Origin of the sequence: Streptomyces rubellus (assembly GCF_036323805.1) — a bacterium.
Lineage (GTDB): Bacteria > Actinomycetota > Actinomycetes > Streptomycetales > Streptomycetaceae > Streptomyces.
This window is the reverse complement of sequence record NZ_JAZDCX010000007.1, coordinates 226,716-250,937: the sequence shown is the minus strand read 5'-3', so window position 1 is coordinate 250,937 and position 24,222 is coordinate 226,716. Positions and strand designations below refer to the sequence as shown.

The window sequence follows — 24,222 nt, the reverse complement described above, 5'->3', positions numbered from 1 at the left end:
CGCCCCTCAGGCGACCCGGTGGACGAGTTGGCTGTCGAGCTCGTAGCGCGCACCGGCGATCGCCAGGTCGCCGCCGGCCACCCGGGCGGCCAGATCGGGCTCCGCGGCCAGCCGCGCGCGTATCAGGCGCACGTTCGCGGTGATCGCCGCGTCGACCCGGGCCGCTCCGTGCAGGCCGTGGTCGATCGCCGGGCGGATCTGCTCGGCGATGTAGTCGATGTGCGCGGGCAGTTCCTCGCCGCTCTCGTCGGCGTGGACCGCCGCGGTCACCGCGCCGCAGGACTGGTGGCCGAGCACCATGACCAGCGGTATGTCCAGCTCCAGGACGCCGTAGGCGATGCTGCCCAGCACGGCCTCGTCCAGGACCTCGCCCGCCGAGCGGGTCGTCATCAGGTCGCCCAGCCCCTGGTCGAAGACCAGCTCGGGCGGGACCCGGGAGTCGATGCAGCCGAGGACGACGGCGAAGGGGTCCTGCCCGGAGACGGCCGCCGCCCGGTCGGCCGGGCTCTCGTGCGGATGCGTCTGGTGCAGTGCGCGCCAGCGCCGGTTGCCGCGGGCCAGTTCGCGCAGCGCCGCCCGCGGGGTGGACGGCCGGGCGCGGGCCGGGGCCGACGGCAGAGCCGTCCGGACCGGAGCGGCCGTCAGGACGGACGGGGCGGTGAGCGCGAGTCCGACGCCCGCGCCGCCGCCCAGCACCGTGCGGAGCAGGGCGCGGCGGTCCGTACGGCCGGGAGCTTCCTCGGTGTTGTTCCGTTTTCCGACCGCATCGGTCGCGTTCGATTCCACCCGGCCGAGCCTATGTTTCGCCCGTGAGCGCGATGTTCGGTTTTTAACTGCCATGTCGCAGTCTTGGGCGAATGATGGCTTCCCCCCGGCCGGTTTCCGGACTGTTTGGCTCCGGACCCGCGCACGCCGCGAGCGCGGCGCGCAGCAGCCGCGGCTTCCGCGGGCCGGATCACGGCCCGCCCCGCCCTCCCGACGGGTGACCGTACGCCCGCCGTTCCTCCACTGATCATGCCCGCGTCACGCCTTCCCCCTCCCCGGCATCCCTCAACTCCCCTACGGTGAGCGCGCCTTGACCCCCACCCGAGGAGGCATGACGCGCATGGGACAGCAGTTCGGCAGCAGAGCGGCGGCGGCGCTGGCGGCGGGAACGGGAGCGGCGCTGCTGGCCGCGGCGGCCCTCGCGCCGCCCGCGGGCGCGGCCGACCCCGGTGGCCTGCCGTACTCCGGAGCCACCGGCGTCGGGGTGCACAACGCCTACGAGAAGGACAAGTACCGCTATCTCGCCGACGCCCTGGACTCCGGCGCCTCGCTGCTGGAGCTGGACGTGTGGACCAACTTCTCCGGCGGCACCTGGCGGGTCGCCCACGACAACCCGCTGGGCAACGACAACAACTGCGAGAACGCCGCCTCCCCCGCCGAGCTGCGCACCAGGTCCCGCGACCAGCCCCTGGCGGGCTGTCTGGCCGACCTGCGGGCCTGGCACGACGCCAACCCCGGGCACCGGCCGGTCCTGATCAAGATCGAGATGAAGGACGGTTTCGCCGCCAACCTCGGACGCGGCCCGGCGCAGTTCGACTCCCTGGTCACCGGGAAGCTCGGCGACGCCCTCTACCGGCCCGGCGAGCTGGCCGCCGGACACGCCACCCTGGACGAGGCCGTACGGGCCCGGGGCTGGCCGAGCCGGGACGCGCTGCGGGGGAAGTTCCTGATCCACCTCATCCCCGGCACCCTGGAGGAGTCCAACCCCTTCGACTCGCTGTGGACCGACCGCGAGTACGCCCGCCACCTGCGCGAGCTGGCCGCCGCCGGAAACCTCTCCCGGGCCGCCGCCTTCCCCGCCGTGCACCGCGCCGAGGCGGGCGACCCGCGCGCCGCCCGCTACCCCGACGCCTCCCTGCGGCCGTGGTTCGTGGTCTTCGACGGCGACGCCTCGGCCTATCTGGCCGGCGGCATCGACACCGGCTGGTACACGCGCCACAACTACCTGCTGGTGATGACCGACGCCCACGGCGTCTCCCCCGCCATCAGCGCCACCTCGCCCACCGAGGACCAGGCGCGCGACCGGGTGGCCCGGCTCGCCGCCGAGGGGGCCTCCTTCGTCACCTCCGACTGGTACCCCCTGCCGTCCGTGCTGTCCCTGGTCCTGCCGCGCGGCTGACGGCGGCCCTGCCGTCCCGGTCCCCCGGCTCGCTCTATCGTGTGGTCCGTCATGAGGACGGTGCGGCGGCGGTGCGCGGGCGGTGTTGCCCCGGCCGGGCGCCGCCCGGATGAGTGGAGGGACCCCCATGCGTGTTGTCCTCGCCGAAGACCTGTTTCTGCTCCGCGACGGGCTGGTACGGCTGCTGGAGGCGTACGAGTTCGAGATCGCGGCGGCGGTGGACAACGGTCCGGAGCTGACCCGGGCGCTGGCCGAGCTGGAACCGGACGTCGCGGTCGTGGACGTCCGGCTCCCGCCGTCCTTCACCGACGAGGGGCTCCAGTGCGCGCTCCAGGCCCGCCGCGAGCGGCCGGGACTGCCGGTGCTGGTCCTCTCGCAACACGTCGAGCAGCTCTACGCGCGTGAGCTGCTCGCCGACGGCACGGGCGGGATCGGGTACCTGCTGAAGGACCGCGTCTTCGACGCGGAGCAGTTCATCGACGCCGTCCGCCGGGTGGCGGCGGGCGGTACGGCGATGGATCCGCAGGTGATCCAGCAGTTGCTGACACGGCGGGAGAAGGACCGGCCGATGGGCCGGCTGACACCGCGCGAGAAGGAGGTCATGGAATTGATGGCGCAGGGCCGGTCGAACGCGGCCATCGCGGGCCAGCTGGTGATCACCGAGCGGGCGGTGGCCAAGCACACCTCCAACATCTTCAACAAGCTCCAGCTGCCGCCGTCCGACGACGACAACCGCCGTGTCCTGGCCGTTCTCGCCTATCTGGACCGGGGGTGAGCCGCCGGCCGCCCCTGCCCTCCCGCGCGCAGGCGGGGCAGAACGGCTCTCCGGGCGGTGCGCCGCCCGCGGTCCCCGGCTCCGGGCTGCCCCGGCGCGCCGTGCTGGGCGCCGGGACGGTGGCGGCGGGACTGGCGGCGGCGCTCGGACCGGGACTCGGGCCGGGGCCCGCGGGCGGCGGAAGGGCGTTCGCCGCCCCCCGCGTGCCCTTCCCCACCGGACCCGCCCGGGCGGCGCTGCGCAGGCTGCTGCCCGGCCACGCCGGGCAGTTCCACCTGGTCCCGCTGGACGTGCGGGGCGGTGCGGAGCGGTTCCGGGTGACGGGCGCGGTCGGCCGGGTGGAGGTGGCCGGGACCAGCCCGGCCGTGCTGCTCACCGGTGTCCACTGGTACCTCAAGGAGGTGTGTTCCGCGCACATCTCCTGGGCGGGCAGGCAGCTCTCGCTGCCCGCCACCCTGCCCGCGCCGTCCCGCCCCCTGGAGCGCTCCACCACCCTGCCCAACCGCTTCGCGCTCAACGACACCAACGACGGCTACACCGATCCGTACGCCGACTGGCCGCACTGGGAGCGCCTGATCGACGTACTGGCCCTGCACGGCTGCAACCAGGTGCTGGTCATCGCCGGTCACGAGGCCGTCTACCACCGGCTGCTGCTGGACTTCGGCTACTCCGACACCGAGGCGCGCCGCTGGCTGCCCGCCCCCTCCCACCAGCCGTGGTGGCTGCTGCAGAACCTCAGCGGCTACGGCGGCCCGCCCTCCCCGGAGCTGATCGGCAGACGCGCCGAACTGGGCCGGCGCATCACCGCCCGGCTGCGGGAACTGGGCATGCACCCGGTGCTGCCCGGCTACTACGGCACGGTGCCGCGCGGCTTCGCCGCCCGGGTCGCCGGGGCCCGCACCGTCCCGCAGGGCACCTGGCACGGCTTCGCCCGGCCCGACTGGCTCGACCCGCGCACCACCGCCTTCGCCGAGGTCGCCGCCGCGTACTACCGGCACCAGCGGGAGCTGCTCGGCGACGCGGACCACTTCAAGATGGACCTGCTGCACGAGGGCGGCAGCGCCGGGGACGTGCCCGTGGCGGACGCCGCGCGGGGTGTGGAGACCGCCCTGCGGCGGGCCCGTCCGGACGCCGTCTGGGTGATTCTGGGCTGGCAGAGCAATCCGCGGCGCGAGCTGGTGGACGCCGTCGACAAGCGGCGCATGCTGATCGTGGACGGCATCTCCGACCGCACCGAGACCGTCTCCGACCGCGAGGCCGACTGGAACGGCACCCCGTACTGCTTCGGCACCATCCCCAACTTCGGCGGCCGCACCACGCTCGGCGCCAAGACCCACGTGTGGAACGAGCGGTTCTTCGCCTGGCGCGACAAGCCCGGCAGCGCCCTGGCGGGCACCGCCTACCTGCCGGAGGCCGCCGAGCGGGACCCGGCCGCGTTCGACCTGTTCGCCGAGCTGGCCTGGCGCGAGGGTCCGGTGGACCTGCCCGGCTGGTTCGACCGGTACGCGGGCTACCGCTACGGCCGCCCCGGCGACCCGGGCGCGTCACAGGCCTGGCGGGCGCTGCACGACACCGCCTACCGGCACCGCGCCCACCTCTACGGCTTCGCCCACGACAGCCTGTTCGCCGCCCGCCCCTCCCTGACCGCCACCCGGGCCGGGCAGTACGGACCCACCGAGCTGACCTACGACCCGGCCCGGTTCGACGCCGCGCTGACCGGGCTGCTGGCGGTCGCGGGCGCGCGGCGCGACAGCGACGCCTACCGGCACGACCTGGTGGACGTCGCCCGGCAGGCCCTGGCCAACCGCAGCCGGGTGCTGCTCCCCCAGCTCCGCGACGCCTACCGCGACGGCGACCCGGAGACCTTCCGGGGGCTGTCGGCGCTGTGGCTGCGGCTGATGGCCCTGGCCGACGAACTGTCCGGCACCCACCGGCACTTCCTGCTGGGGCCGTGGACGGACGCGGCCCGCCGCGCGGCCGGCTCCCCGGACGAGGCGGCGGAGCTGGAGCACACCGCCCGGGTGCTGCTGACGGTGTGGGGCGACCGCGGCACCGCCGACGCGGGAAAGCTGCACGACTACGCCAACCGGGACTGGCACGGGCTGATCGGCGACCTCTACCTGCCGCGCTGGCGGCTGCTGCTGGACCGGCTGGAGGCCGCCCTGGCGGCCGGGCGGGCGCCGGAGCCGGTCGACTGGTACGCGGTGGAGGAGTCATGGACCCGGCGGCGCGAGGAGTACCCGCTGCGGCCGGTGGGCGATCCGTACGCCACCGCCGCCCGGGTGCGCGACACCCTCGCCGCCGCGCCCTACCAGGGCACGCTGGAGGCCGCCCTGGAGCCCGGGGTGCTGACGCCGGGCGGGAGCGCGCGGCTGACCGCCACCCTGACCAACACCAGCGGGCTGGGCGCCACCGGGCCGGTCGAGCTCTCCCTGACCGGGCTCGGCGAGGACTCGGGAGTCACCGCGGAGGCACAGGACCCCACTTCGCTGCCCGCCGTACCGCCGGGCGGGCGGGCCGAGGCCGGCTGGCGGGTGGCCGCGCCGGGGGGCGCGCCGCGGGAGCCGCTGCGGCGGCTGCCGTACACCCTCGCCGCGGCGTACGGGCCCGCCGGCGGGCGGCGGGTGCGCACGGTGCGCCGCGGCGCGCTGTTCCTGGCCGGCCCGCTGGAACCGGGGCTGCGCACGGTCACCACCAACGGGGCGGTCTTCGGCCAGGCGGGCGGGGCGTACGCGATCCACGGCGGCGGCGCGGACCTGTGGCGGACCACCGCCGAGTTCGGCGCCGTGTACCGGCCGGGCGCGCTGGGCGAGCGGGGCACGGTGACCGTGCGGGTGGTCTCGCAGCAGGAGACCGGTCCGTGGGCGCGGGCCGGGATCCTCGTCCGGAACGACCTGGCGCGGGCGGGCTCGCCCGGCTTCCTCAACCTGTCGGTGACCCCGGGCAACGGCGTGGTGCTGTCGTACGACTCCGACGGCGACGGCATGCTGGACGCCTACCGCCGGATCACCGGGGTGCGGGCACCGGTGCTGCTGCGGCTGCGGCGCTCCGGCACCGAGTACACCGGTGAGCTGTCCACCGACGGCGGACGCGGCTGGCGGACGGTGGGCACCGTACGGGTGCCGGGCGCGGCCGGACGGCAGGACGCCGGGCCGGGGATGACGGCGGCGGGCGGCGGGTCCGGCACGGTGGAGTTCACCGGGTGGCGCCTGGACTGAGCCGGCCCGGTCCGCGGCCGGGACGGCCGGGACGGTCCGGAGCGCGGTTTGCGCGGGATGTGACCTCACGGGGGTTTCGTTCGTTCAGTCGGTGTGGCCCTGAAGGATGCAACCCCCCAGTCGGCGCCCGTGTCGCCCGGCAGCCCCGAGACCGACCGCCCCGAGACCGCCGGCACCGGGCGGGCCGGATCCGCGCCCGCCGACGCGTTCGCCGGACACTATCCACGGCTGGTACGCCTGGCGTACCTCGTCCTGTCGCCCTCGGCCGCCCGGCACCGCCGGGTGCTGACGGCACACGCCCTGGTGCAGCGCGCGCTGCCGTACGGCCGGGACGCGAAGGACGCGCCCGCGCCGCCGCGCCCCCCGGCCCCGGACGCCGCGGCGGACGGCACGGTGACGGACGGCACGGCGGGCGGCGTTCCGGACCACGCGGCGGATCCGGTGTACGCCCGGCTGCGGCCGCGGGTGCTGCGGGCCGCGCTGGCGGCGGAGCGGCCGCTCGGGCGCCACGGGCTCCGGCGCCCGGCACTGCCCCGGACACCGGGCCTGCGGCTGTCCCCCGAGCCGCCCGGCGACGAGGCGCTCGCCCTGGAGGAAGCGCTGGCCCGGCTGCCGGCGGCGGCCCGGGCGGCGTACGCGCTGCGCGCCCTGGACGGACTGGCCGGCGAGGACGCGGCGGCGCTGCTGGCGGCGGCCGGGGTGCGGGATACGGAGGCGGCGCTCGCCGGGGCGGACGAGGTGGTGCCCCCGGCCGGGGGCCGGGGGCGGGCGCTGCTGGAGTCGGAGCAGTTCGACCCGTGTGCGCTGCGGGCCCGCCCCACCGATCCGGTGCGCCGCCGACGGCGGCTGCGGGCCGCGGCCGCCGCCGTACTGGCCGCCTGCGTACTGCTGCCGGTGCTGCCGGACGGCACCGGCGGCTGGGGGCCGGACGGCGCGGCAGCCCCGGCGTACGCCCGCAACCCGGCGGTGGAGCGCGCCCTGGACCCGCTGCTGCTGACCCGCGCGGAGCCCGGGGCGTGGCGGCGTTCGGCGCGCACCGACTTCTCGGTCTGGCCCGCCCGGGGCGAGCTGGCCGACGACAGCGGGCTGCTGCGGCGGGCGCTGGCGGTGTGGGCGCGGCCGGGCCCGCGGGTGCGGGTCAGCGCGGCCCGGGGCACCCCGTCCGGACCGGCCGCCGGGCCGGCACGGCTGCTGTACGCGGGCGAGGTGGACGGCGGGGCGGTGGTGCTGCTGTACGACGGGCTGCGCGTGGTGCGCTACGCCGAGCCCGCCGGCGCGGAGGACGGACCGGTGGCGCTGGACTTCGCGCGGACGGACGGCGCGGACGCGGCGTCCGCCGCCGCGCTGGTGGTCTCCCGCAGTGGAGGGAACGCCCGTTATCTGCTGGCACCGTGGGTGACCGGCGTGTCCGTCGTCGATCTGCTGGAGCCCGGTTATGCGGGACGGCCGGTGGAACGCACCCGGCACGGGCTGACCGACCCGGTCAGCGGGCCGCCGCTGACGGACTCCTCCTGCGAGACCTGGCCCGCGCTGCGGCTGACGACGGACGGATACGGCGGCGGGGAGGCCGGGGAGGGCGGGGGCGACGGCAGCGGGGCCGCCGCCGGCCCCTACCTGCTGACCGACCTCGGCGAGCTGACCCCGGCCCGGCTGACACACGGGGCCCCCGGGCAGGCCGGCGCCGCGACCGCGTCCGGGGTCCCGGCGGACCCGGCGGCCCCGGACGACGCGCACGCGGCGCTGGCCCGCACCGCCTGCCGGCTGCCCGCGCTGGCGGGCCGGGGCGTGCGGACGGTGAACGTCTGGGGGTTCGGCACGCAGTGGCTGCCGGAGGGGGCGGGCCTGGCACGGTGGGTGTGCGTACGGGCGGACACCTGGCGGGGCACCGGCGCGCGGACCCGGATCCACTTTCTGCCCCCGGCGCAGAGGCCGGACGCGCCCGGCGCGGAGGCCGCGCGGGCCGAGGACAGTCCGGCGTGCGGGGAGCGGGAGCCGCGGGTGCTGGGCGGAGTGCTGTGGAAGGCCCCGTCCGGCACCTGGTACCTGCTGGCCGCGGGCAGCGAGGAGGTCAGGTCGATCACCGTGACCGGCGATCTGACGCACAGTGAGTCGGGCCCGCAGCTGGCCCTCGCGGCCGAGGAGGACACCCGGGTGGAGATCACCGCCGAGCTGACGGACGGCGGACGGCTCGCCGCCCTCCACTGATCCGGCACCGATCCTGCACCGGCCTCCCACCAGCCCCCGCTGAGCTGCCCCTTCGCGCTCCGGAAGGGGCAGCCACTCGGGGCCGGGGCGTATCGCGGAGCGTGGCGATCGATAGGGTGTTCCCATGACCACCGGGGTACGCCGCAGGATGGGTGTCGAGGAACGTCGGCAGCAACTGCTCGACGTCGCGCTGAGGTTATTCAGCGACCGTTCACCGGAGAACGTGTCCATCGACGACATCGCCACCGCGGCCGGGATATCACGGCCGTTGGTCTACCACTACTTCCCCGGCAAGTACAGCCTCTACGAGGCGGCCGTGCGGCGGGCCGCCGACGAGCTGTCGGCCCGCTTCTCCGTCCCGCACGAGGGACCGTTCAGCTCCCGCCTGCTGCTGGTGATGGACCGGTACTTCGACTTCGTCGAGCAGCACGCGCCCGGCTTCTCCGCCCTGCTGCGCGGTGGTTCGGCCGCCGGCTCGATGCGGGCCGACGCCGTGATCGACGAGGTGCGGCAGGCGGCGTACGAGCAGCTGCTGGCCCATCTGGAGGTCTCCGAACCGGGTCCGCGCATGGCCCTGGTCATCCGGTCCTGGGTCGGTGTCGCCGAGACCACGGCGCTGAGCTGGCTGGAGGAGCGCTCCATCCCGCGCGGCGAGCTGGAGCTGCGGCTGGTGCACGAGCTGCTGGCCCTGGCGGCGGTGACGGCCGCGTTCGACGAGGAGACGGCCCGGGTGTTCCGCCGTGTCGCCGGGCAGGAGCCCGCGGACGGCCCGTTCGGCGAGCTGGTGGAGCGGCTGTCGGCGCTGACCGCCGGGGCGTTCGGCGCTCCCGGCACACCCGCCGGTGCGGGTCCGGCGTCCTCCGGCGGGACGCCCGACAGCGATGTCGGCGGCAGCCGGTAGCGTCTACGGGGTGATGACCGAAGCACGGAATCTGCGCGCGCTCGTGGCCTCGGCACAGCTGCCGCCGGGCACACTGGTCGACCGGACGGTGCTCGGAAGATGGCACGAGCCACTGCTGTGGCGCGCCGACTTCCCCGCCGGGCCGGAGAGCTGGCGGCGGATGCTCCCGGTGCGGGACGCCACCGGGCTGTGGCCCGTACTGCTGGGCGTCCACAGCCGCGGCGCCCGGGTGGAGGACGATCTGCTGCCCCCGTCCGGCACCCGCGACGGGGAGGGAGGGACCGGCGGCCCCGACGGTGCCGCCGGTACGGACGGCGACGCCGGGAGCGCCCTGGCCTGCTGGTGGGCGGAGCACACCGCGCGGGAGCCGGCGGACGGCACGGCGCTGCTGCCGTACGGCAGGCGGTGGCCGGGGCTCGCGCCCTCCCCCGCACAGCGGGGCGACCCCGACACGGCGGCGGCCTCGCTGACCCGCTCGCTGGTGGCCTACGGCACGCTGCGCGATCCGCGGGTCGCCCTGGTCCCGGCCCGGCGGAGCGCCGACATACCCGACGCGATCGGCTGGACGGGCATCCTCGCGCACGGTGCCGACACCGCGCCGTACGGTGCCGTGCTGCGCTCCTGGGAGGAGCGCTTCGGCACCCGGGTGGTGGCGCTGGAGACCGAGGTGCTGCACCTGTCGGTGGCGTCGCCGCCGCGCTCGGTGGAGCAGGCGCTGCCGGTGGCGGCCGAGCACTACGCGTTCTGCCCCGCCGTGATCCGGCAGGGCTCCGGGGACCTGGTGCGGTACGCGGAGAAGTGGCTGGTCGACCGGACCCACTGGTCGTTCTGGTGGGACTGACGGCAGTCCGCCGCCGACGGCACCCGACGGCCGCCCGGACGAGTCCGAGGGGGAACGAGCCCGAGGGGGCGGAGCCGCCGCCCCCTCGGACCGGTCGCCGTCCGCTACCGGGCGGCGAACACCGCCACGGTGCGCGGCGGGACGGTGAAGGCTCCCTTGCCCTCGTCGTACGCGGCGCCCTTCACCACCGGGTCGGAGCCGGCCGCCTGCACCGGGTGCAGTGCGTAGGGGGCGCCCGCGAGCGAGGGCACGGTCTGCGTCCGCCGCTCGGGGGTGGCGTTGAGGACGACCACGAGGTCCCGGCCGCCGTCCCCGCTCCCGTCCCCGGAGCCCTTCAGGCGCATGGTGATCACCCCCGGGGTCTCCTCCTTCCCCGACAGCGGGAAGGACAGCGTCTCCTGGACGTCCGCCGCCGTGGCCCGGCCGAAGACCGGCTCGGTGGAGCGGATCGTCAGCAGGTCCCGGTAGGCGGCGGAGGCGCCGGTGATCTCCCGGCAGGAGGGGATGAGCGCGGCGGAGGCCAGCAGTGGCCCGGCGTACGGCCACTTGTCCGCGTTGTCCCAGGCCGGGGGCAGCCCGCGGCCGAAGCCGTTGCCGGCCTCGCAGTCCCAGTGGACGGCGTTGTACCAGTCGCCGGAGTCGTAGGAGTTGCGGTCCAGGGACTTCGAGCGCAGCAGGTCCGTGCCGGCCTGGCTGAGCACCGGCCCCTGGGAGAGGGCGGCGGTGGCCATGGCGAGCACCTGCGTACGGGCCCGGTCGGCGGCCGGGGTGTCCGCGGGCAGCTTGAACGCCAGGGCGTCGTAGAGGGTCTCGTTGTCGTGGGCGTCGGCGTAGGCGAGGGCGTCGCCGGGGTCCTTCGCGTATCCGGCCGGTGAGCCGTTGTAGTCGACCTGCGAGCCCGTCACCCGGCGCCCGGAGGTGTCGGTGAAGGTGTAGTCGGCGAGGTTGCCGGACAGCCCGACCTTGATCAGGTCCTGGTGGTGCAGGAGCCTGGCGCGCTGTTCCGCCCTGCTGCCGTTGGCCGCGGAGGAGTTGGGGTCGGTGTACAGCCCGCTGGCGAAGCCCTGGACTCCGGGGTCGGCGTCGAAGGGGCCGCCGCCGCGCACCGCGTCGCGGGCCCGGTCGGAGAAGGTGGCGATGCCGGTGCCGGCCATGTTCTTCTGGGTGGCCTGGACGAAGCGGGCGTCGTCGGCGACCTCGCCGAAGTTCCAGCCCTCGCCGTACAGGACGATGCTCTTACCGTCGACGCCGTCCTTCTCCGGGGTGAGCGCGTCCAGGGCTTCGCGGACGGCCAGGATGTTCTCCCTGGGGTGGTGGCCCATCAGGTCGAAGCGGAAGCCGTCCACCTTGTACTGCTTCGCCCAGGTGACGACGGAGTCGACGGTCAGCTTGCCCATCATCACGTTCTCGGGCGCGGTGTTGGCGCAGCAGGTGGAGGTGGCCACCGTGCCGTCCGCCAGCAGCCGGTGGTAGTAGCCGGGCACGATCCGGTCCAGGACGGACTTCTCGTCCTGCCCGGCGGCCATGGTGTGGTTGTAGACCACGTCCAGGACGACCCGCAGCCCGGCCTCGTTGAGGCTCCGCACCATCTTCCGGTACTCGACGGTGCGGGCGGTGCCCTCCGGATCGGTGGCGTACGAGCCCTCGGGCACGGTGTAGTGCAGCGGGTCGTAGCCCCAGTTGTAGGCGTCCTTGTCGCGGACCTTCCCGACGCACTCCTGCTGCTTCTCGGAGTCGGTGGGCAGGGCGGCCAGGTCGCAGCCGGGCTCGGCCCGGTCGGCGGCGCGCTCGGGGATGGAGGCGATGTCGAAGGAGGGCAGCAGATGGACGTGGGTGGTGCCCGCGTCCGCCAGCCTCCTCAGGTGCCGCATGCCGTCCGAGGACCTCTCGGTGAAGGCCAGGTAGCCGCCGCGGTGCCGCTCGCGCACCGTGGGGTCGGCGACGGAGAAGTCCCGGATGTGCAGCTCCTGGATCCGGGCGTCGCGCATCGGCACCGCCGCCGGCTTCGCCGGCTTCCGCCAGCCCTCCGGGGCGAGCGCGGGGTCGGCCAGGTCCACCACCAGGCTCCGCTCCGAGTCGGTGGTCAGGGCGGTGGAGTAGGGGTCGGTGACCTTGTTGGTGACCACCTCGCCCGCCGTGGGCGCCCAGACGGTGACCCGGTAGCGGTACGGCTTCCCCGTCCAGCTCCGGTCGCCGCGCACACTCCAGACGCCGGTGGTCTCGTCGCGGCGCATCCGCACGGTGCGTCCGCCGAGTTCGAGGGCGACCCGCTGCGCGGTGGGCGCCCACACCGACAGGGTGGGGCGGCCGCGGCGGTCGAAGACCGGGCCGAGGTCGGCCTTGGCGGCCTTCGTTCCGTACAGGTCGTCGAGGACTCCGGCGAGCTGGACGCCGGTGGCCGCCAGCAGTGCCCCTTCGCTGTTGCGCCGGGTGGCGATCACCTGGCCGCGCAGGGCGGTGCGTACCCGGTCGCGGTCGCGCGGGTCGAGGCGGAAGGCGGCGTGGTCCTTCAGGTGCGGGTACTTCTCGCGCTGCGCGTCGGTCAGTCCGCCGGGGACGGGGTCCAGCCGCAGCCAGCGGCCCTCGTGGGTCAGTGCGCCGTCCTCGACGGCGAGGGTGCCCTTCGGGTCGTACACCAACTGCTCGCTGCCGGCACCGCCGGCCCCGGTCCGCCAGGCGACGGTGTCGGCGTCGATCCACTGTGCCTCGGCCCGGGTCAGGTCCAGGTCGGGGGCGCCGCCGGTGGTGGGCAGCAGGTAGCCGGGGGTGGCCGACAGCTTCCACACCTCGCGGCCGTGGACGGCGAAGTCCAGCGACTGGTCGGCGGCCTCGTCCTTGGTGTCGCCCTTGTGGATGATGTAGCTCAGTGAGGTGGCTCCCTCGGCGAGCGGCACCTCGAAGACGGCGCCGAAGGCGTCCTTCCGCACCGGCTCCAGCGGCCTGGACCAGTCGGTGGGCTCGGCGGCACCGGTCCAGGTGTGCAGGCCCCAGCCGTCGTAGTCGCCGTCCGGGCGGTGGTAGTGCAGGACGGCCTTGCTCCGGTCCTGCGGCGGGTAGACGCCCTCGGGCCGGGCGGTCAGCGTCTCCTCCTCGCCCTGCTCGATCCACACCTCACCGGTCCTGGCCAGATCGACGGTGCGCTCGGGGCCGTCGGCCGTGCCGTCCCCGGTGAGGGTGAACGTCAGCTCGGACTGCCCGTCGGCGATCTTGAGCCAGGCGAAGGCTCCGTAGGCGTCACGGCCGGTGAAGGCGGCGGTCCGCTCCCCGGAGACCAGCTTCCAGCCGTCGTAGTCGCCGTCCGGGCGGTGGTAGTGGACGACGGCCCAGTCCCGCTTCACCGCCGAGGGTTTCGGCTTCGGCGGGGCCTGGCCGGCAGTGGAGGCCGCGGTGTCGCTCGCGGTGCGGCCGGAGCCGTCGACCACGACGGCCTTGTAGCGCAGCGGCGTTCCGGCCTGCACGTCCTCGCCCAGGTACTGGGTGACCTTGTAGGGGGCGTGGTCGGCGGTGCCGAGGGTGTGCCACTTCCCGTTCCCCGTCTGGGCGGCGAAGACGACGCGGCTCAGGCCGTCGCCTCCGCCGATGCCGGCGGTGATCTCGACGGTGCCGGTGGCGCCCGCGGCGGGGGCCGTCAGCTCGATCACGGGCCGGGCCTCGGGGGCGGGCAGCGGTTTCGCGGCCTTGAACACCACGGTGGACAGGGCCGGGACGGTGACGGTCAGCGTGGCGCCGGAGCCGGTGCGCGGGGTCGCGTTCCCGCCGTGGAGCTGCCGGAAGACGGCGTCCGGCGTGCCGGTGGGGATCTGGACCGTGCGGGCCTCCTCGCTGTTGTTGGCGGCGACGAGGTACTCGGTGCGCCGCTTGGTGTCGGTGCGGGAGAAGGCGTAGACGCCGGGGCCGCCGCCTCGTGTCCCCTTGTCGACGTATCGCTCGGTCTGGACGCCGTCACGCAGGGCGGGGTGCTCGCGGGTCAGCCTCGACAGCGCGGCGATGGAGCGGTAGAGGGGGTGGGAGGTGTCGTACGCGTCCCGGGAGTGGGTGCGGTCGGTGCCGATCCGGTCGTTCTTCTCCGTGTCCAGGTAGTCGGGCACCCGGGAGGCGAAGAGGGTCTGGCGGGCGTCCTGGTCGCCGCCTGCGCCGGTGAAGCCCTGTTCGTCACCGTAGTAGACCACCGGGTTGCCGCGGGTGAGGAACATCAGCTCGTTGGCGAGCCCGGCCCGCTTCAGCAGTTCGGCGTCGCCGGCACCGGGGTTGTCCTGCCGCAGGAAGGCGCCGATACGGCCCATGTCGTGGTTGCCGGTGAAGGTGACCTGCTCGTAGGCGTTGGACCGGCCGGTGGTGTAGCGGTGGTCCTGGGCGAACAGGTCCGACAGCTCCGCCGCCGGGCCGCCCTGGGAGGCGTAGGAACGGGCGGCCTCCTGGAAGCCGAAGTCGAGAGTGGCGTCCAGACGGCCGCGGGTGACGTAGGGGGCCATGACGGCGGGGTCCGAGGAGTAGACCTCGCCGAACATGAAGAAGTCGTCCCGGCCCTTCTTCGCCGCGTAGGCGTCCAGGGCGGTGGCCCACCGGGTCCAGAACTCCATGTTGACGTGCTTGACCGTGTCGACGCGGAAGCCGTCGATGCCGAAGTCCTCCACCCACCGCCGGTAGATCCTCTCCATGCCCTCGACGACCTCGGGACGCTCGGTCCACAGGTCGTCCAGGCCGTGGAAGTCGCCGTGCAGGGCGCTCTCCCCGGCGAAGGTGGAGTCGCCGCGGTTGTGGTACATCGCCGGATCGTTGAGCCAGGCCGGGACCTTGGCGTTCTTCTCGGCCTCGGGCACCACCGGGGTGCGGGGGAAGGAGTCCCGGTCCACCTCCGGGAACGTCCTCGCCGCCGCGTGGCCGGCGTCGTCGAAGGGCGCGCCGTCCTTCGTCAGATAGGGGAAGGCGCCCTTGGCGAGGTAGGAGGAGGACTTCTCCTCGTGGCCCACCACGTCGGCGGTGTGGTTGGTGATGACGTCGAAGAAGACCTTCATGCCCTTGGCGTGGGCCTTGTCGATCAGCTCGCGCAGCTCGGCGTTGGTGCCGAAGTGCGGGTCGACCCGGGTGAAGTCGGTGATCCAGTAGCCGTGGTAGCCGGCCGAGGTGTTGTCCCCGGTGCCCTGGACGGGCTTGTTCTTGAAGACGGGCGCCATCCAGATCGCGGTGGTGCCCAGGCCCTTGACGTAGTCGAGCCGGTTGATCAGCCCTCTGAGGTCACCGCCCTGGTAGAAGCCCTTGCGGGTGGGGTCGTAGCCGGTCGTCAGCCGGTCGCCGCTCAGGCCGCCGCGGTCGTTGGACCGGTCGCCGTTGGCGAAACGGTCCGGCAGGACGAAGTAGAACTGCTCCCGCGTCAGGTCGTGCCGGGCGGGCTCGGCGGCCAGTTTCGCGTCGGACGGCGGCGGTGGCGGTGCGGCCTCGGCGGGGGCCGCCGCTGTGACGAGCGTCGCCAGGAGAGCGGCCGCGATGCTCGCGGCCGCTCCTCTGCGCGCCAGGTGACCTCTCACGGGTCGCTCTCTCCTCGGATGCGGTGGGTTGCGGTGCGGGGGTGCGGGGGGTCCGTGGGGACGGGCCGCCCGGCCCGGCGGGGATGCGGAGACGGGCCGGGCGGCCGGTACGCGGGTCCCGGGTCAGCGGGCGGTCACGGGCGCCAGGTGTCGCTCAGGACGACCCGGCCGTCGGCGGGGACGGTGGCGGTGCGGTTGGCGCCGCTCTCCCAGGTGACGTTGCCGCCGGCGTCCTTGCGGAGGTACTTGTACTGGAACGTCGTCCCCGGTGGCAGGTCCACGTCCAGCTTCCACACCGGGTGGGCGGCCGGGTCCAGTTTCGGCGCCCGGCCGGTGTTCCAGCCGCCCAGCTCGGCGCGGTCGCCGGTGACGTGGATGTGCTGTCCCGGCACGGTGGTGGCGGTGACGTTGAACGACGCGCCGCCGGCGGTCCGGCCCGAGTCGCCGTTCGTGCCGCCGGAGCAGGTGCGGGCGCCGGTGTGCAGGGCGAGCGCGGTGTGCGCGCCGAGGGTGGCGGTGAACCGTCCGGAGCCGTCCACGGTGACCGTCCGGCCGCTTTGCACATCGCAGTAGTCGCCGGCGGGCAGGGAGGTGGTGAAGGTGCGGCCCAATGCCGAGCCCTCGTGGTTGATGGCGAGGTACGCCCTGTTCCCGCGGCCGAAGGCGATGGCGTCGCCGCCGTTGTCCCACCAGTCGGTGACGGCCTGGCCGCGGGCGGTGTTGCGGAAGGCCACCATGGCGGAGATCTCGCGCCAGGCGTGCTGGCACTTCCAGCCGTCCGCGTAGCAGGCGTTCACCGTGCCGCCGTTGGGCGGGCCGGCGTCCTTGTCGGTCCACTCGTAACCGGAGTGGACGTCCGGGGAGCCGTACGGCCAGGCCAGCATGAAGACGCTCGCCAGGGTGTAGGCGGCGCCGTTCTTGTAGTTGAGGGTGTCGCCGACGCGCTCGGTGTCGTGGTTGTCGACGAAGACTGCGGACTGGCCGGAGGGCATGTACCCCCAGCTCTCGCCGAAGTTCTTCAGATGGGCGAGCCTCTCACCGGTGAAGACCCGTTTGAGGTCGCGGGCGTAGCGGAACTCCTGGACGTCACCGGTGCCCAGGTACTCGTCCGGCGAGACGGCCTCGCCCGCGCCGTGGATGGCCTCCTGCTTCCAGTAGGCGTTCGGGTTCGTCAGCCGTGACTTGACCGCCTTCAGGTCGGCCGCGGGCATGTGCTTGGCGGCGTCGACGCGGAAGCCGTCCACGCCCAGGGAGAGCAGGTCGTTGAGGTAGGCGGCGATCCGGTCGCGCACGTAGGGTTCGCCGGTGTCGAGGTCGGCCAGGCCGACCAGCTCGCAGTTCTGGACGTTGCCCCGGTTCCGGTAGTCGGTGATCTCGGACCGGCAGTCGTCCATGTCCTGGCTCTGGTAGATGCCGGGGTAGTCGTACTTGGTGTACGACGAGCCGCCGGTGCCGGTGCCGCTGCCCGCCGACATGTGGTTGATCACCGAGTCGGCGACGACCTTGACGCCCGCCGCGTGGCAGGTGTCGATCATGTTCTTGAACTGGGCGCGGTTGCCGAGCCGGCCGGCGATCCTGTAGCTGACGGGCTGGTAGGACGTCCACCACTGGCCGCCCTGGATGTGTTCCTGGGGCGGTGAGACCTGGACATAGCCGTAGCCGGCCGGGCCGAGCACGGTGGTGCACTCGCGGGCGACCGAGTCGAACTTCCACTCGAACAGCACCGCGGTGACGTCCTTGGCACCGGGTGGGGCCGCCTGCGCCTCCCCGGGGACGGTGACGAGCGAACCCGCCATGCCCGCGACAAGCGCAAGCGCGGCGGCCGTGGGTCTTCTGACCACGTTTCCTCCTGTGGGGGAGTCGATGCGAATGCCTGCCTGGGGGCAACGCGCCGCGCCCTGTCGGCCGGAGAACGTGAAGCTTCTTGCTGCAAGAAGACCGAAAGAGCCTGGAAGTCTTCGCGCAGCAGACCGTAGAACCGCACCGACAGCCCGTCAAGGTCCTGGACACACAGAGGAAACGAAGTCGCCTTCTTCGCGCAACATCTTTCGCAAGCAGTTTCACGGTGCTACGTTCGAGCACACTCCCGGCCCGGCCGGCCGGGGGTTTCCGTGCGGAACCCCACGCGCCCGCCCGGCCGGGCCGGGGCCCGCACGCGTGTCCGCGCACGGCCGTGGCCCCGCACCGGTCCGCCGCCCGGTCCGGCCGGGAGGATGATCGCGGGCGGCCTCTGCCGGGCAGCCTCCCCAGCCGGACCGCTCATCCGCTCCCGGCCGGACCGGACGCCGGCCGGTGCGGTGGAGCAGCCGGTGCCCACGGTCGGCAGGTCGCCGGCCGTGGACGGTCACGCCGCCGCCCGGCGGCTACCCGCGGGGCGGGGCCGTCGAGCCGCGCACCACCAGCTCGGGCTGGAAGACGAACTCCGTGTGCTGCACCGGGTTGCCGCCGATCTCCTCCAGCAGCGCGTCGACCGCCGCGCTCGCCATGGCCTTGACCGGCTGCCGCACCGTCGTCAGCGGCGGGTCGGTGAAGGCGATCAGCTCCGAGTCGTCGAAGCCGACCACCGACAGCTCCCGGGGCACCTCCAGGCCGTGCTGCCGGGCCGCCCGGACCACCCCGAGCGCCATCATGTCGCTGCCGCACACCACGCCCGTGCAGTCCGCGCCGATCAGCGCGCCCGCCGCGGCATGCCCGCCCTCCAGGGTGAACAGCGTGTGCCGCACCAGCTCCCGGATCCGCTCGCCGGACACGCCCCGTTCGGCCAGTGCCGCCGTGAAGCCCTCGACCTTGCGCCGCACCGGGACGTCCCGGACGGGGCCGACCGCCAGGCCGATGCGGCGCGGGTCGTGGCCCAGGTCGGTGAGGTGGCGCACCGCCGTCCGGGCCGCCGCACGGTCGTCGGCGGAGACGGAGGGCGCGCTGATGCGCTCGTTGAAGCCGTTGATGAGCACGAACGGCACGCCCTGCACGACGAGCCGGACGTAGCGGCCGGGATCGGCGGTGGTGTCGGCGTGCAGCCCGGAGAGGAAGACGATGCCGTTGACGCCGCGCTCGACGAGCTGGTCGACCAACTCGTCCTCGGTGACGCCGCCGGGCAGCTGGGTGCACAGCACGGGCGTGTAGCCGTGTCCGGCCAGCACCTGTTCGATGACCTGGGCGAACGCCGGGAAGATCGGGTTGGTCAGCTCGGGGACGACCAGTCCGATCAGTCCGGCGCTGCGTTGCCGCAGCCGCACCGGCCGCTCGTAGCCGAGCACGTCCAGGGCGGCCAGCACCTTCTGCCGGGTGGCGGCGGCCACGCCCGCCTTGCCGTTGAGCACCCGGCTGACGGTGGCCTCGCTGACCCGTGCCTGGGCGGCGATGTCGGTCAGCCGGGCGGGCCCCGGGGCGCCCCCCGCGGCCGGGGGCTCGGTCCCGGCCCGGGGGAACGCCGCGGGTGCCGCGGGAGCCGCGCCCGTCCGGGTCACACCGTCCACCAGACGGTGGTGTCGGCCGGGAGCGTGCCGCTGCCGTCGTACTCTCCGCTGGCCAGCAGCACCCGGCCGGGCACCGCCGGCAGCTCCACGGGCTGTCCGGTGGTGTTGACGGTGCAGACGAAGGTGCTGCCGTCGGCGGCCCGCCGCCGGAAGGCGAGCACGCCCGCCGGGTACTCCGCCGCCCACTCCACGGCGTCGCCCGCGCCCAGCGCCGGGTGCTCGCGGCGCACGGCGAGCGCGCGGCGGTACAGCTCCAGCGTGGAGCCGGGGTCGCCGGTCTGCTCCTCGACCGACAGCCCGGCCCACTCCTCCGGCTGCGGCAGCCAGCTCCCGCCGGAGCCGAATCCGTAGCTCGGACCGGTGGACGTCCACGGGATCGGCACCCGGCAGCCGTCGCGCAACCCGTCCTGGCCGTTGTCCCGGAAGAACGACGGATCCTGGCGCACCTCGTCGGGCAGGTCGGTGACCTCCGGCAGGCCCAGCTCCTCGCCCTGGTAGACGTACGCCGAGCCGGGCAGCGCCAGCATCAGCAGCGAGGCGGCGCGGGCGCGGCGCAGCCCGCCGCCCAGCCGGGTGCGGTGGCGCACCACGTCGTGGTTGGACAGCACCCAGGTGCTGGGGGCGCCGACCGGGCGCATGGAGTCCAGCGACTCGTCGATGACCGCGCGCAGCGCCTCGGCGTTCCAGCCGGTGTTGAGGTAGTGGAAGTTGAACGCCTGGTGCAGCTCGTCGGGGCGCAGGTACAGGGCGGTGCGGTCGGGGCTGGGCGTCCACGCCTCGGCGACGCCGATGCGCTCGCCGGGGTACTCGTCGAGGATGCGACGCCAGGAGCGGTAGATCTCGTGGACGCCGTCCTGGTCGAAGAACGGCAGCACCTGGCTGCCGAGCAGCTTCAGCTGCCCGGTCCGTCCCATGTCGGGCAGGCCCGCGGCCTTGACCATGCCGTGCGCGACGTCGATGCGGAAGCCGTCCACGCCCATGTCGAGCCAGAAGCGCAGCACCGAGCGGAACTCGTCCCGCACGGCCTCGTTCTCCCAGTTGAAGTCGGGCTGCTCGGGCGCGAACAGGTGCAGGTACCACTCCCCCGGGCTGCCGTCGGGGTTCTTCGTGCGGGTCCAGGCCGGGCCGCCGAAGATGGACTCCCAGTCGTTGGGGGGCTCCGCGCCCTCCGGGCCGCGGCCGGGGCGGAAGTGGTAGCGGTCGCGCAGCGGCGAGCCGGGACCCTCCCGCAGCGCCCGCTGGAACCACTCGTGCCGGTCGGAGGAGTGGTTGGGCACCAGGTCCACGATGATCCGCAGGCCCAGCCGGTGGGCCTCGCGGATCAGCGCGTCGGCGTCGTGCAGATCGCCGAACATCGGGTCGATGGCGCGGTAGTCGGCGACGTCGTATCCCGCGTCGGCCTGCGGCGAGGCGTAGAAGGGGCTGAGCCAGACGGCGTCGACGCCCAGCTCGGCGAGGTACGGCAGCCGGGCGCGGATGCCCGCCAGGTCGCCCATGCCGTCGCCGTTGCCGTCGGCGAAGGAGCGGGGGTAGACCTGGTAGATCACCGCGTCGCGCCACCAGCCGGTGGGCTTCCCCGCGGCCGTGGCGTCCGGACGCGCGGCGGGGGCCGTACCGGTGGCGGGGGCTGAGGAGTGCTGGGTCATGTCATCCCTGGTGGTCGTGAGTGGGGGGACGCGAGGTGCGGGTGTACGGGCGGTGCCCGTCCGGGTGCCGGGCCGGTGCCGGCCCGGTACCGGTCAGGACTTGACGGCTCCGGAGGTCAGTCCGGCCACGAGGTGCCGCTGGGCGATGCCGAAGACGATCGCGGCCGGTACCGCGATGATCACCGCGGCGGCGGTCATCGATCCCCAGTCGCCCACGTACTGGTTGACGAAGGTCTGCAGGCCGCCGGCGAGGGTGAGGTTCTCCTCGCCGGTCATGAAGGCCGACGCGTAGGCGACCTCGGCCCAGGCGGTCACGAAGCTGTAGAAGCCGGTGACGGCCAGGCCGGGCTTGGCCAGCGGCAGGATCAGCCGCCAGAAGGTGCCGAACGGGTTGAGGCCGTCCACCCGTCCGGACTCGTCGATGGAGACGGGGATGGTGTCGAAGAAGCCCTTCATCATCCAGGCGCAGAACGGCACCGCGATGGTGAGGTAGGTGATGATCAGGCCGACGGGCTGGTTGAGCAGCCCCAGCTGCGCCATGAGGTTGTACAGCGGCACGATCAGGATCGCCATCGGGAACATCTGCGTGATCAGCAGGGTCCACATCAGCGGGCGCATGCCGGGGAAGCGGAAGCGGCTGACGGCGTAACCGGTGGTGGCGGAGATGAACACGCCGAGCAGCGTGGTCACCAGCACGATCACCACGGAGTTCCCGAACCACGTCAGGAAGTAGGTGTCGTTGACGACGTGGTCGTAGTTCTCGAGCGTGAAGTTCTTCACCAGCGAGGTGGTGAAGGTGTCGGTCTTGGGCTTGAAGGACGTCACCAGCAGCCAGAACGGCGGGAACACCGCGACCACGGCGGCCAGCAGCAGGCCGGCGTGAAGGGCGGCCGAGGCCAGCGGTCCGCGCTCGCCGCGCCGGCGGACCCGCCGGGGGCGCCCGGCGGGCACGGCCGGTACGGGGCCGGTGGTGACGGGGTCGGGGGTCGTGGTCACGGTGGTCTTCCCGGGCGCGTTCTCACGGGGGTTCACGGTCGTCACCACACCTCTCCCTGCTTGCGGAGCGAGCGGCGGTAGCCCACCGCGAAGAGCGACAGGAGCAGCAGGATGAGCACGCCCCAGGCCGCGGAGGTGGCGAAGTCGCGCGGGCTGACCAGGAAGGACAGCCGGTAGGCGTACGTCACCAGGATCTCGGTGGAGTCACCGGGACCACCCCGGGTGAGCAGATAGATCACCGGGAACATGTTGAACGTCCAGATGGTGCTGAGCAGGACCACCGTGCTGCTGACCGAGCTGATGCCCGGCAGGGTGACGTTGCGGAAGCGCTGCCAGGCGTTCGCCCCGTCCACCTCGGCGGCCTCCAGCAGTTCGGAGGGGACGGACTGCAGGGCGCCCAGCAGGGCCACCAGCATGAACGGCACGCCGAGCCAGACGTTCACCGCGATGACGGAGACCTTGGCCCAGGTGGGGTCGCCCAGCCAGGGGATGCCGTCGATGCCGCCGCCCTCGATGATCCTGTTGAGGATGCCGTTCTTCTCGTTGTAGAGCATCCGCCAGGCGAAGACCGAGACGAAGGCGGGGATGCCCCAGGGCAGGATCAGGGCGATCCGGTAGACGGCGCGGCCGCGCAGCTTCCGGTTGAGCATGGTGGCCAGCGCCAGGCCCAGGAGGAAGGTGACGGAGACGCAGGCGACCGTCCACACCACCGTCCAGCCGAGCCGGTCCCAGAAGACGGTGTCGGTGAGGATGGCCTTGTAGTTCTCCAGACCGACGAACTCGTGGGTCGCCTCGATCTCGTTGACGCCGATGGTGCGGGCGACATTGGACTCGTCCGCATTGGTCAGCGACAGATAGATGCCTCTGACCAGCGGATATCCGATGATCACCGTGATGACGAGCACCACGGGGGCCACCATGGCCCAGGCGTACCAGTGGGTGGCCAGGGCCCGGCGCAGCGGTCCGGGGGCCTTTCCGGACTTCTCGCCAGTTCCGCGGCCGCGGCCGCGGGCGCCTGCGCCCGCGGCCGGTGCCACCGACTGGCCGGTCTCGACTGCCATGGTCGTCGGTCAGCCTCTCCCAGTCGTTCTCGGAGTCGTTCTTCCGGTTACTTCCAGTCCCCGTCCTTGAGGAGCTTGGTGTACTCCTCGCCGATCTTCCCGGCGGCGGCCTCGGGCTCGGTCTTGCCGGTCAGCACGTCGGCGAGCTGGACACGGATGGGCTCGAAGAGGGAGTTGCCCTCGGCGATCCAGGGGCGCTCGACGGCCTTGTCCACGGCGGGCTTGAAGAACTGGACCATCTGGTTGTCCTTGACGGTCTGCTCCTCGTACACCGAGGCGCGGGTCGGCAGCAGGCTCAGCTCCTCGGTGGTGCGCTTCTGGACCTCGGCGGAGCTCATGTACTTCACGAACTCGTAGGAGGCGTCCAGGTTGTCGGAGCCGGCGTAGACCGAGTAGTTGTGGCCGCCCTGCGGGGCGCCCTGGGCCTTGGAGCCGGCCGGGACGGCGGCGACGCCGAGGTTGTCCTCCTTGCCCTTGAACTGGGCGCCCGCGAGGGTGTCCTCGATGGCCCACGGGCCGTTGAGCATCATCGCGACCTTCCCGTCCTTGAAGGCCTTCTGCATGTTCTCCCAGCCGTCGGTCACGTCCGTGATCGCGGCCTCGGAGTCCACCAGGTCCTTGATCGTCTCGAACGCCCGCACACCGGCCGGGTCGTCGATGGTGATCTTCTTGGCGTCGGCGTCGAGCATGTCGCCGCCCTCGCCGTAGAGGAAGGGAAGGACGAAGTAGGCGTCGTCACCGCGCAGGTAGAAGGGGGTGACGCCGTTCTTGGCGAACTTCCCGGTGGAGTTCTTGATGTCGGCGACGGACTGCGGGACCTCGACCCCGGCCTTGTCCAGCAGTTCCTTGTTGTAGAAGAGGGCGAGGGTGTCGATGACCTGCGGCACGCCGTAGGTCTTGCCCTCGAACTGGGTGCTGCCCCAGGCCTGCGGGAGGAAGTCGTCCTTGTCCTCGACGGCGACGGTGTCGTCCAGCGGGGCGAGGTAGCCCAGACCGGCGAAGTCGGCCACCCAGGCGACCTCGGTGCGCATCACGTCGGGGGCGCCGGAGCCGCCGCCGGCGGCGTTCTTGAACTTGTTGTTCGCCTCGCCGAAGGGGACGTTGACGTACTTGACCTCGACCCCGGGGTGCTTGTCCTCGAACTCCTCGGCGACCTTCTGGTAGAAGCCCTTCTCGGCGTCACCAGAGGTGTCCCAGAACTCGACGGTGCCCGAGAGCTCACCGTCGGCGCCCTTCTTGCCGCCGTCGCCGCCGTCCTCGCCGCCGCAGGCCGTCGCCGCGAGCGCCAGAGCCGCGACGAGTGCGGTGGCCCCTATGCCACGCCGCATGTGAACTCCTCCATGATCCGGTGCCCGTCTCGCGGGGGCACGGGCGTACTCCGCGCGGGCCGCATCGGTCGCGGCGCCGGGCTGAC

The 24,222-nt window shown here is 73.6% G+C and carries 14 protein-coding genes; 6 read left to right on the top strand and 8 right to left on the bottom strand.

Going from position 1 to position 24,222, the window contains the following annotated elements:
- Positions 1-6: 6 nt before the first annotated feature.
- Positions 7-786: a carbonic anhydrase gene (locus tag V1L54_RS11030; protein WP_443076579.1), complete on the bottom strand. Its 780-nt coding sequence runs from the start codon at positions 784-786 to the stop codon at positions 7-9.
- 310 nt (positions 787-1,096) lie between these two features.
- On the opposite strand from V1L54_RS11030, the gene V1L54_RS11025 reads away from it, so the two are divergent.
- From V1L54_RS11025 to V1L54_RS11000, 6 genes are all read left to right on the top strand, one after another.
- Positions 1,097-2,164 carry a phosphatidylinositol-specific phospholipase C domain-containing protein gene (locus V1L54_RS11025; protein WP_443076577.1) on the top strand — a complete coding sequence of 356 codons (1,068 nt, stop codon included), beginning with the start codon at positions 1,097-1,099 and terminating at the stop codon, positions 2,162-2,164.
- A gap of 127 nt (positions 2,165-2,291) precedes the next feature.
- Positions 2,292-2,939 (top strand): LuxR C-terminal-related transcriptional regulator, encoded by a 648-nt coding sequence (locus tag V1L54_RS11020; protein ID WP_330117743.1) that lies wholly within the window; start codon positions 2,292-2,294, stop codon positions 2,937-2,939.
- A 101-nt stretch (positions 2,940-3,040) separates the two neighbouring features.
- Positions 3,041-6,157 (top strand): alpha-N-acetylglucosaminidase, encoded by a 3,117-nt coding sequence (locus tag V1L54_RS11015; protein WP_330117792.1) that lies wholly within the window; start codon positions 3,041-3,043, stop codon positions 6,155-6,157.
- A gap of 129 nt (positions 6,158-6,286) precedes the next feature.
- Complete coding sequence (locus tag V1L54_RS11010) at positions 6,287-8,362, top strand: hypothetical protein (RefSeq protein WP_330117742.1); 2,076 nt, start codon at positions 6,287-6,289, stop codon at positions 8,360-8,362.
- A 124-nt stretch (positions 8,363-8,486) separates the two neighbouring features.
- Complete coding sequence (locus V1L54_RS11005; RefSeq protein WP_330117741.1) at positions 8,487-9,263, top strand: TetR/AcrR family transcriptional regulator; 777 nt, start codon at positions 8,487-8,489, stop codon at positions 9,261-9,263.
- Between the two features lie 13 nt (positions 9,264-9,276).
- Complete coding sequence (locus V1L54_RS11000; RefSeq protein ID WP_330117740.1) at positions 9,277-10,104, top strand: DUF4253 domain-containing protein; 828 nt, start codon at positions 9,277-9,279, stop codon at positions 10,102-10,104.
- A gap of 104 nt (positions 10,105-10,208) precedes the next feature.
- Here the strand turns inward: V1L54_RS11000 and pulA are convergent, their stop codons facing one another.
- The 7 genes from pulA to V1L54_RS10965 form a co-directional block, all read right to left on the bottom strand.
- Positions 10,209-15,629 carry a pullulanase-type alpha-1,6-glucosidase gene (pulA, locus tag V1L54_RS10995; RefSeq protein WP_330117739.1) on the bottom strand — a complete coding sequence of 1,807 codons (5,421 nt, stop codon included), beginning with the start codon at positions 15,627-15,629 and terminating at the stop codon, positions 10,209-10,211.
- A gap of 134 nt (positions 15,630-15,763) precedes the next feature.
- A complete protein-coding gene (locus tag V1L54_RS10990) occupies positions 15,764-17,425 on the bottom strand; it encodes a carbohydrate-binding module family 20 domain-containing protein (RefSeq protein WP_330117791.1) in 1,662 nt (553 codons plus the stop codon).
- 567 nt (positions 17,426-17,992) lie between these two features.
- Entirely contained in the window at positions 17,993-19,108 is a 1,116-nt protein-coding gene (locus V1L54_RS10985; RefSeq protein ID WP_443076586.1) for a LacI family DNA-binding transcriptional regulator, read from the bottom strand.
- Entirely contained in the window at positions 19,093-20,751 is a 1,659-nt protein-coding gene (locus V1L54_RS10980; protein WP_330117738.1) for a glycoside hydrolase family 13 protein, read from the bottom strand. The genes V1L54_RS10985 and V1L54_RS10980 overlap by 16 nt, the downstream gene beginning before the upstream one ends.
- Before the next feature lie 93 nt (positions 20,752-20,844).
- Positions 20,845-21,702: a sugar ABC transporter permease gene (locus V1L54_RS10975; protein WP_330117789.1), complete on the bottom strand. Its 858-nt coding sequence runs from the start codon at positions 21,700-21,702 to the stop codon at positions 20,845-20,847.
- An 86-nt stretch (positions 21,703-21,788) separates the two neighbouring features.
- Positions 21,789-22,808, bottom strand: a complete 1,020-nt coding sequence (locus V1L54_RS10970; RefSeq protein WP_330117737.1) for a carbohydrate ABC transporter permease — start codon at positions 22,806-22,808, stop codon at positions 21,789-21,791.
- A 47-nt stretch (positions 22,809-22,855) separates the two neighbouring features.
- Positions 22,856-24,136, bottom strand: coding sequence for an extracellular solute-binding protein (locus V1L54_RS10965; protein WP_330117736.1), 1,281 nt, complete (start codon positions 24,134-24,136; stop codon positions 22,856-22,858).
- Positions 24,137-24,222 lie beyond the last annotated feature (86 nt).